Genomic DNA, 8605 nt, shown 5'->3' with positions numbered 1-8605 from the left:
AGTTTTGGTGAAACTTCAGATTCAGCATCACCCCAAGTACAGACAGATGATTTATTTGGTTTCAATGAAAATCCCCAACTGTTGTTTGAGGATGTAACTACAGACTCCACCTACATTCAGATGGAAACCACAGATAATACTGTGGATGAACTATCGGCTACAGAAAATTCTCTAGATATTAGTTTTGGTGAAACTTCAGATTCAGCATCACCCCAAGTACAGACAGATGATTTATTTGGTTTCAATGAAAATCCCCAACTGTTGTTTGAGGATGTAGCTACAGACTCCACCTACATTCAGATGGAAACCATGGAAACCACAGATAATACTGTGGATGAACTATCGGCTATAGAAAATTCTCTAAATATCAGTTTTGGTGAAACTTCCGATTCAGTAGATATCAGTCAAGAAGTGTTAGATACTGAGGGTAATAATTTAGAAACTACCTTTGAGTTCACGGAAAATACAGTTTTTGAAGATAGAGGACTGGGTTTTACAAATGATTTATTCTCTCCACAAACTGCTCTACCAGAAGCAGAAAACCAGGAAGAATTAGGAGAAAACGCAGCAGAAATTGACTCACAGCCTGTCAATAACTTCACACAAACGGTTATTCAGGAAGCTGTAGAAACCGATTTATGGGATTTAGGAGAGACATCTGAAACTGTAGTAGTCTCAGAAAGCGAAAATGCTATTGTTGCCTCAACTGAAGAATTGGTAACGACAGAAACCGTTGAAATAGTTGCTTCAGAAGATGAATTTGCAGACTTAGAAGCATTACTAGGAGAGGAAGTAGCACTTAACCCCAAAGCTACGTCAATACCAGAAGTAGATTTTGCAGCCCTAGAAGAATTGCTCGGTACAGATAACGACAGCGATGTCTACGACGAGCTACACCCACGCCAGCCCTTCAACACTCAACCAGTCTTGGCGAAAAATGTCATTCCATCACCAGGCATAGATGAATTTGGTGACTTGGAGAAGTTGCTGGCAGAAGCAGATCAAACAATATCTCATTCACCAGTAGCAAAATCGAACACCAGCAAAGCTCCCCGTCCCTCTACTCGTCGGGCTGCGAGATTTGAAGAAACGATGAAGGTTCCAGTTAAGCAATTGGATGATATGAGTAATTTAGTTGGGGAGTTGGTGGTAAATCGCAATACCTTAGAGCAGGATCATGAACGGCTGCGACAGTCATTAGATAACTTGCTGATTCAGGTACAACAACTCTCGGATGTGGGCGCAAGGATGCAAGAGTTGTACGAGCGATCGCTATTAGAAGCTTCTCTGTTAGCTGGACGCAAAAAGAAAGACTCCGGCTTCCAAGCGCCTGATTCCAATGCCGATAGGGGTTTTAGCGAATTAGAAATGGATCGTTTTACTCCCTTCCATACGCTGTCCCAGCAGATGATTGAACGCATTGTGCGAGTCCGTGAGTCGGCAAGTGACATTGATTTCGTTACCGAAGAAACCGAGCGAGTAGCAAGGCAGTTCCGCCAAGTAACCACCCAGCTACAAGAGGGACTAACAAGAGCGCGAATGGTGCCTTTTGCCCAAACTATCGATCGCTGGCGGCGAGGAGTGCGCGACAACGCCATCAAGTGTGGCAAGCAAGTGGAGTTGGTGATCGAAGGTGGCGATACCTTAATTGACAAGATGATTTTGGATCATCTGACTGATCCGTTAACTCATATGCTGAATAATGCGATCGCTCACGGTATTGAAACGCCAGAAGAACGACAAGCTGCTGGTAAACCACCCGTGGGAATCATTACTATCCGTGCCTTCCACCAAGGAAACCAAACGATCATTTCCGTAGGCGATGATGGTGCTGGTATCGATTCAGCAAAGGTTAAAGCGAAGGCGGTGAAGATTGGCATGATTACGGAAGCGCAAGCAAAAGCCATGTCTCGCCTGGAAGTCTATGATCTGTTGTTCCAGTCTGGTTTTACGATTAAAGACCAGGCAGATGAAATTTCTGGTCGTGGTGTGGGTATGGACGTAGTGCGCTCCGAGATTAGCGAAATTCGTGGAACAGTGAACACTGATTCTGCGATCGGTAAGGGAACCACCTTCACCATCCGTCTGCCACTGACTCTGAGTATTTGTAAAGCTCTCTGCTGCGTCTCTGATCGATCTAGAATTGCTTTCCCGATGGACGGTGTAGAAGATACGCTGGATATACCAGTCAAAAATATTCAGCACGATGCCAATGGGCAATCATTTATTTCCTGGCGCGATACGGTGTTGCCATTCCGTCCTCTGAAGGAACTTTTAACCTTCAATCGCCAGATTAGTCGCGGTAATGTCTATGGCGGCACCAGAGATGATGATATGGTTTCTGTGGTCGTCGTGCGATCGGCAAATACCCTAATTGCTCTACAGATTGACCTAGTGTTAAGTGAGCAAGAAATTGTAATTAAGCAATTTGAAGGGCCAGCGCCTAAACCCATTGGTGTAGCTGGCGCTACAGTCCTGGGTGATGGTCGTATTATGCCCATTGCTGACGTGCTGGAAATAATTGACATCTTCCAGGGACGGATTTCTACACAAATTGGTGGCAATTCTTGGCAACAGAAAGGGATTCCCGTAGACACCTCTCCTGCGAAGATTGACCCGACAGTGCTGATCGTCGATGACTCAATTACAGTCCGAGAATTGCTCTCCCTAACATTTAACAAGGCAGGTTATCGCGTAGAACAGGCGCGTGACGGACAGGAAGCTTGGGATAAACTCCGCTCTGGTCTGCCTTGCGATATCGTATTTTGTGACATCGAAATGCCCCGCTGCGATGGTCTGGAGTTACTCTCTCGCATTCAGAAAGACTCTAACCTCAACCACTTACCGATCGCTATGCTCACCTCTCGCGGTGCAGACAAGCACAGACAAATAGCAGCTCAACTCGGTGCTAGTGGCTACTTTACCAAGCCCTATCTCGAAGAAGCTCTACTTGAAGCTGCGGCGCGGATGTTGAAAGGGGAGAAACTTGTTAGCACTACAAGTAATGTTTAGTAATTGACACTCCCACCCCTTGAAAGGGTGGGATTCTTGGTTTACCAATGTGACTTGTCTCAACTAAATATTAAGCAAGACTGCGGCTAAAGCGCTAACCTAAGCATATTGGAACCTGTATTAGTGTAATCAAGCCAGCAAAGGGATTTTGCCAGTTCTCTATGCATGATCGGCACAAAGCTGGGTAGTTCACTTTTTGCAAATATTAAGGGCAAATGCTTCAGCTAGTTCTTCGACAGGCTGCTAGTGATAAATAAAAAATAATTACTCAGTTTGAATAAATAATCGAAATATACTATACATGCATTTTATTTAGCAAAACCAAACTAAGATAAGGATCTTTCCCAATTTCTGTGCTTTACTTCAGTACAACTTTTTGAGGATAATCCCAAAATAGCTGAAAATATTGCCTAAATGGCAACATTGCTCTGCTGAGTTTAGGTATTGTCAGTGTTGAGTTTATCCTTTGTGGATTCTACACTCAGACTTGTCTATTAATTACGTAAAGTTTGTATAAAGGACTATAACTAACCTGCTTTTAGTACTGAATCTGAAATTTGCACTGTCATCTGCTCAACTTTATATATACAGGAGGAGGGAATTTGGTATATTTAATCATTTATCTATACCAAAATCTACGTTAAAAAGAGAACAGATGAAACATCTAAGTAAGAGCTATTATAACGATGCAAAACTACGTTATAGTCTGTTCTAACTGTGAATTTGGCTGCACATCGCCAATAAAAGCGAAATATGTAACTTTTCTGTAGTTGACTAGCGCTAGATTTAAGTTACTCTTAAAGCGGAACGCTTCCTGTAAGAATCTACCCTGACAGAAGTGTATAAAGATATAGTTAAATTTAGCAATTCTGTCCGAGATTTTTAATTTGCAAACTGAATAGTTTGATACGGCGCTCAAAACTCTGATCTACTACCCTAAACAAGGTAGTCAATTAACGACTCAATATCATCTGTCTGGTAATTGTAATGAATAGTTTACAATACCAATGGATGAGAAAATCTAAAGAAAATATAAAAGAAACTCAAATGACTGTGGTGTCTGGAGGACAAAAGTGTTTCTGAGACTAGCACATCAACATCGACAATTCGTCCAAGACTTGGTAATGAACCTGCAAGCCTTGGCGGTTGTATTAGAGCGGCGCGGGTATCCTGCGTCCTGTTACACCTGTGGCGACCAAATGAATAGTGCATCGTTTATGGTTAGCTTGGGTGATAACCATCTGATTCGGTTTTTAGTGTCCGATTACGGGATTACTTGGACGGAAATGCGGGATGACCGCGAATTAATGAAGCTAGAAGGTGCGGAGGCAATTAGCCAGTTAGACGAACTGGCTGATCTTGTCAAGCAATCTATGCAAACCGATACAGGCTCTAAAACTCTTGCCAAGAAGTATTAAGGTTCCAAAGGTCGATCGCAAATTAGAAATTGATTATCGGTAATTGGTAATGATGGCTTAGTTAGCGATCGCTCTTAACCTATTCTCCATAAATATTAAGTGATTGGCTCGTGGCTGGCTGATCGCAGATTTTTTGGTATCTGCCAAAACCTTGCGAACCGGATTTTGAGCCTTTAGATGGAAGCTGTTAAAAGGCACCAAATTTAGCGATTGGGTAATTGTGCGCTCCTCTTTTCCCAAAATTTCATCAAAACGCGATAACTTCTCTACGTTCGCGCAGCGTGTCGCAGACAGACGCTCTTGCTAGCTTACTTACCCGTAGGGGTACGTTAAGCTCCGCTAACGCAGTTTTAGCTAATTATGTCTAGAATTTTTGCAGCAGCGATCGCCATTACCGGATTTTCCAATTGATACATCAGCCACAAGCTTGAAAAAGACATTCTCTGGCAAAGCTAAAGTCCATTGCCAATCAAAATAAAGGGTGCCCAATAGTATGGGTGACTAAAGCTACTAACTGCTGCTACAGGTGCATTGTGACTTAGAGACTTCCTGTCTCCAGTAATTAATGAGACTTGAGCTTGCCGTAAAGCTTCAGTTTTAGTCAGCTTATCGGCGGATAAGATACCATAAAAAGCGCTCATGAGTGCTTGTGTACCACCATCATCCACAGACCATAACGAGGCGATCGCAGCTCTTGCGCCGGTTTGTTGCATTTGATAGCCAAAGCCCAAAATTTCCTCACCGTTACCCAACTTGCCTCCCAAGCCGGTTTCACAGGCGCTCAACACTACCAAATCTACATTGGGGAGTGACCAAGTGGCGACATTTCTAAAGTTAACGCGATCGCCATTCCCAAATAAAATAAACGAATCTTCTGGTTTACCCACCACAAAGGCTGCATGAGTCGCTAAATGGACAATTGTATAATCATCCATTTGGGGTACAGCGACTCTGGGGCTAAAGGCATCGTCTAAAAGCTTCGTAGTTTCAGGAACCGCAGCTGCTAGACTTTCCACCTCCCGCGTTGCAAAGGGTAAGCCAGCGAAAGCAACTTGCCGATTACCAACTTTGATTTGATAATTACCTTTAGTAAAAGCGCCGGCTAACACCCGTAAAGTAGATTGTTGTGGGGTGTTTAAGTTAGTCAGGCTGGCAGATGTAATGTGATTGACACTGAAACGCTGCACTAGCCATTGTTTACCATCATATAAAGCAGTTAAAGGAATGTAGCGTAACTGGTCATCTGGAGCGTAAATCAGAGTTTGTGTACCTGATAGCTTCAGGTCTTTTTCTATTGGTTTAATTAGCCAGTCATACAATTGGCGTGCAGGTGCTTTGATATTTCGACTGGGATTGATTAAAGCTTGGCGGAAAGTACCAATTGTTTGATGAAGGTTTTCGCGTTTTACAGCAACGGTGCGATGAATTGGTGGAGATTCAGGAGTTACCAATACCAATTCCAAACTATCTTTTAAAATCAGTGGGTAGATTAGTGCCGATTTTTGAGGTAATCGCGCCAAATTATCCCGAAGTTCGTTGAGACTCTCCAATTCCAAATTTTGCCGCCTAGCTGTACGGCTAATTTGCTCTACCTGTGCTTTCACTGAAGGACTATTGATAAATTCGTTAAATCCATCCAAGAGTTGCTGTTGATTTAGGACTAATTGCTCGATGCGTTGTTTCTGTTGGAGCGATCGCTCTTTGGGGGAAATCTTCCGTAATGTTGTCAGTTCTTTACCCAGCACAACAGCATTATCCACACTTTGATCCAACTTTTGTTTAATTGGTTTTTCTGTTGCCGCTATATTAATACCTTTGACAGTGCGTTGATTACCTGACACATTCTGGAGATATTCCTCTAGTTCTTCAACTTTGAGTAAATCCATTGTCCTTTGTGCTTCAGCAACACGTTCCTGTTTGAGCAATCGTTCACCCAAAATGCGATAAGTCTGGCTAACAGTTATGCTGTAAGCATCTGGTTGTGGCGCACTCAGTGCTGATGGATTCAAGCGAGCTTTTTCACGATTAATCAAGCAGTGCTTGTAGAAAAAAATTGCTAACTCTGGTTTGTTTTGGATATCGAATAAGTAACCTATGTTACTGTAGGTTTTGCCAAGTTGAACGAGATCCCCAAGTTCTTTGTTAATTAATATCGCTTGCTGATAGGATTGAAGTGCTTCGGGATACTTTTTTTGACTTTGGTAGATTCTGCCAATGTTATTGAATGTTACTGCTTCCCAAGAACGCTCTCCAAGTTCTCTAGTTAGGGCTAATGCTTTCTGTAATCTCTGCAACGCTTCTTGCGATTGACCTTGACGAGATTCTTTGATAGCTTCTTCATTGAGCCTTGCAATTTCTAAAAGCTGATTATTGTTGGGTAAAGCTTGAGCTTTTTCTCCAGAGTCGTACCTCAACCTTGCATTTCTGCTTACTTGGTTATTGCCTGGATATACCATCCCAAAACCTAGTAAACTAAGTAGAGTCAAAGTAACAACACTCACATACCGGAGATTAGGCTGCATAACAAAACACTCCCTATACTCGGAAGTGTAAATATTAAATCAAGAAGTCAGGCAACGCAATTAATTTTTATGCTATTCAATAATTTGGAAAATTTATAGGTGCTGAGAATTTGAACATGTCAGAAGAAAAACCCAGCCAACCAAAACTACCACCAACCAGCGCCCTTGACAATCCATCAAGTCATGAATTTGGCAATTGGTTTGAATATCCTGTCAGAGTGCAACCTCACCACACTGACTATGCAGGTATTGTCTGGCACGGTTCCTATCTAGCTTGGATGGAAGAAGCGCGGATTGAATGCTTGCGCTCTATAGGCATTGAATTTGCTGATTTAGTCGCTATTGGTTGCGATTTACCAGTTGTAGAACTTTCGGTGCGCTATCACCGTTCAATTCGATTGGGTATAGCAGTGGTGGTAAAAACACGCATGGCTGAGGTGACTGGTGTCCGAATCAATTGGGATTATGCCATTGTCTCAACTGATGGACAAGAATTATATGTCACTGCCAAGGTTGCTTTAGTAGCTTTAGATAGCGAAAGAGGCAAAATTATGCGTCAGTTACCGCCGAGTTTTAAGGATGCATTGGCTAAAATTTCAGCATTAAATAATAATTGAACAACAAAGGTTACAGACACCATTTGCTTGAATGCTGAAAATTTTATCTGTTCGTTTTTTGTAATTCACCTTCATTAAAAAAGGTGAATTTTTAATTTTTTACTTGCCGTTTTGGAACTGTGATATAGTTTGCGTAAACTGCGTTATATGATGCCAAATATCTTGTGGGGTAATGCCAAAACTAATGTTTAATAAAATCAGGATTGCGGCAATAGTTAATGCATTACTAACGGTTGCTTTCAACAACTTCCACAATATTATAAAGATAATCCAGGCTACAATCAACGTAGCAATCATAATGTAGAAATTCCTTAACAATAGCCCTTACCTGAAAAGGTGTTTATTCAGAAAGGGTAAGTTTTTATCTGAAATTAAAAATTACTAGTACTAAAGCTATTAGACCTAATTTGGAATAGATACTAAAGCTAAAATTTTTTAACTGTACCAATGCTATATTACCTGAAAACGAGACAATGATTTAGATAAGAGGCAACTTATTTGGCAATTTGGCAGAATTCTTAAAAAGATTTTTTATTGATTTTTCTGTATAAATAATTACATTATAAAAAGTTTTGTTTTTGGAAGGATACAGTAACGCTATTCGATTTATGAGAATCAAAAGGCTCAGAGTAGAGTGTATGGTCACAAAAATTTATACCAAAGTTGGAAAGTTTTATAGCATGGCATATTTAGGGTTGGTTGCCCTAGGTTTTGCAGCTAATGCAATAATTTGGATTATGATAGCTCGAAATAATACTGCTGGTAATGAGATATCTATTACAACAATATTTTTTCTGGCGATCGCCACAATAGTTGGAATATTTAAAGAAAAGGTGTGGGCAAAATGGATTACAATTGCGATCTATAGTTGGTATATTTTTGGTATTACTCAGACAATCATCAGCGTATATTTATCAGGCTCATCTGTAATATCTAGAACGTCCTTTAAAGTAATACATTTAATCGCTTTAATTCTTCCAGTTTTAGGAATTGTTTTGTTATTACAAAGGCCAAAAACAAATGTCTCTAGTTAATC

General features: G+C 41.2%; 7 protein-coding genes. 4 read left to right on the top strand and 3 right to left on the bottom strand.

Annotated elements, in window-relative coordinates:
* A partial coding sequence (locus F8R90_RS14315) for a hybrid sensor histidine kinase/response regulator (RefSeq protein ID WP_230966314.1) occupies window positions 1–3012 on the top strand: 3012 nt, incomplete at its 5' end.
* Between the two features lie 1073 nt (window positions 3013–4085).
* A complete protein-coding gene (locus F8R90_RS14310; RefSeq protein WP_118162512.1) occupies window positions 4086–4430 on the top strand; it encodes a DUF1815 family protein in 345 nt (114 codons plus the stop codon).
* A gap of 57 nt (window positions 4431–4487) precedes the next feature.
* Here the strand turns inward: F8R90_RS14310 and F8R90_RS14305 are convergent, their stop codons facing one another.
* Window positions 4488–4670, bottom strand: a complete 183-nt coding sequence (locus F8R90_RS14305; protein WP_230966313.1) for a hypothetical protein — start codon at window positions 4668–4670, stop codon at window positions 4488–4490.
* A gap of 212 nt (window positions 4671–4882) precedes the next feature.
* Window positions 4883–6952 carry a CHAT domain-containing protein gene (locus F8R90_RS14300; RefSeq protein ID WP_196511310.1) on the bottom strand — a complete coding sequence of 690 codons (2070 nt, stop codon included), beginning with the start codon at window positions 6950–6952 and terminating at the stop codon, window positions 4883–4885.
* Window positions 6953–7068: 116 nt separating this feature from the next.
* Between F8R90_RS14300 and F8R90_RS14295 the strand changes: the two genes are divergently transcribed.
* Window positions 7069–7569, top strand: a complete 501-nt coding sequence (locus F8R90_RS14295; protein WP_196511309.1) for an acyl-CoA thioesterase — start codon at window positions 7069–7071, stop codon at window positions 7567–7569.
* Window positions 7570–7668: 99 nt separating this feature from the next.
* On the opposite strand, the gene F8R90_RS14290 is transcribed toward F8R90_RS14295, so the two are convergent.
* Window positions 7669–7866, bottom strand: a complete 198-nt coding sequence (locus tag F8R90_RS14290; RefSeq protein WP_196511308.1) for a hypothetical protein — start codon at window positions 7864–7866, stop codon at window positions 7669–7671.
* 341 nt (window positions 7867–8207) lie between these two features.
* On the opposite strand from F8R90_RS14290, the gene F8R90_RS14285 reads away from it, so the two are divergent.
* Window positions 8208–8603, top strand: coding sequence for a hypothetical protein (locus F8R90_RS14285; RefSeq protein ID WP_196511307.1), 396 nt, complete (start codon window positions 8208–8210; stop codon window positions 8601–8603).
* Window positions 8604–8605 lie beyond the last annotated feature (2 nt).

Source organism: Nostoc sp. NZL (assembly GCF_015714705.1).
Lineage (GTDB): Bacteria > Cyanobacteriota > Cyanobacteriia > Cyanobacteriales > Nostocaceae > Nostoc > Nostoc foliaceum_A.
Note: the sequence above shows the minus strand (reverse complement) of the source record. Positions and strands in the feature narration are given on the sequence as shown.